This window comes from Nostoc sp. 2RC, assembly GCF_014222165.1.
Taxonomy (GTDB): Bacteria; Cyanobacteriota; Cyanobacteriia; order Cyanobacteriales; family Nostocaceae; genus Nostoc; species Nostoc linckia.
The window spans coordinates 1-1,440 of the sequence record NZ_JACKZU010000691.1 but is presented as its reverse complement, the minus strand read 5'-3'; the positions used below and the strand labels follow the sequence as shown (position 1 = coordinate 1,440).

The window sequence follows — 1,440 nt, the reverse complement described above, 5'->3', positions numbered from 1 at the left end:
GTTATCTAATATAAGCTAGAAGACTCCCGCTACACCGTTCGCATAGCGTTCCGCAGGAAAGGTTAGCGGGATGATGAATAGCGGTCAAAAACGAAACACCCTCTTAGACGATATTTCGTGCAACGAAATTAGTATAAGAGGGTAGTTGAGTTTTTGACAACTATTTGGTATTCTAACTAATAGAAATTAAGTAAAAACATGATAGTCTACGAAGCAAAAACACAAGCAACAAAAGAGCAGTTACTCAAGATAAATGAAGTCTTGAGAACTGCTCTTTTTGTGCGTAATTCTTGCTTGCGCTACTGGTTAGATGGTCATGCAAAAACTGGATTTGACTTAAATAAGTACACAAAGGTTTTGTCAGACAATCCTGACTTTCCTTGGGTATCAAAATTGAACTCAACAGCAAGACAATCTTCTGCTGAACGAGTGTGGTCAGCAATTTCAAGATTCTTTGATAATTGCAAAAAGAAGATTCCGGGCAAAAAGGGATTCCCGAAGTTTCGGAGATTTCAAACTAGATTATCTGTTGAATACAAGCAAAGTGGATGGTCACTTTCAGAGTGCCGTCAATTCATTACATTCACTGATAAATTTGGTGTAGGAACGATGAAATTGATGGGAACTCGTGACCTGAATTTCTATCAGATAAGTCAGATAAAACGGGTAAGAATTGTCCGACGTGTTGATGGACTATATATTCAATTTTGTATTGACCACGACAGGAAAGAGCAATTACAATCCACGGGGAAAAGTTTAGGTATCGATCTGGGATTGACTCATTTTCTAACTGACTCTGATGGCAACAAGGTTGACAATCCTAGATATCTAAGAAAATCTGAAAAAGCATTAAAAAAGGCACAACGAAGATTGTCTAGTTGTGCCAAAGGATCTAAAAATCGTGCTAAAGCGCGAAATCGACTTGGAAGAAAACACCTCAAAGTTGTACGCCAGCGTAAAGATTGGGCAGCGAAATTAGCTCAATGCGTGGTGAAGTCGGCAGACATCGTGGCGTATGAAGACTTGAAAGTGCGAAATATGGTAAAAAATCGCCATCTTGCAAAGAGTATTTCAGATGCAAGTTGGTCGATTTTTACCAATTGGTTAGGATATTTTGGTAAAGTATATGGGCGATTTGTGGTTGCTGTGCCTCCGCACAATACAACTATTAATTGCAGTAATTGTGGGCATCCAGTACACAAAACTTTGAGTACGAGAACTCATGTTTGTCCTGCTTGCTCGTATACAGATTGTCGTGATGTCAATGCTTCCAAAAATATCCTTGACCGAGGATTAGAATTGATTAAAAATACCGTTGGGCAGACGGAAATTTCTTACGCCTCTGGAGAGTCCGATCCCTGTTCTCGGAAGGTCACTTCTAAGAATAAATCGTCTCATCGAAAGAGGAAAAACCAACAGTAATGTTGGAATCTCCCGCTA

1 protein-coding gene is annotated in these 1,440 nt (G+C 39.4%); it reads left to right on the top strand.

The window, feature by feature from the left end; genetic code table 11:
* The first annotated feature begins 198 nt into the window (after nt 1-198).
* Entirely contained in the window at nt 199-1,422 is a 1,224-nt protein-coding gene (locus GNE10_RS34440; RefSeq protein ID WP_185570499.1) for an RNA-guided endonuclease TnpB family protein, read from the top strand.
* Nucleotides 1,423-1,440 lie beyond the last annotated feature (18 nt).

What these genes read in the sequence shown, in the direction of transcription:
- GNE10_RS34440 (WP_185570499.1), top strand. Translation starts at nt 199, where the DNA reads ATGATAGTCTACGAAGCAAAAACACAAGCAACAAAAGAGCAGTTACTC.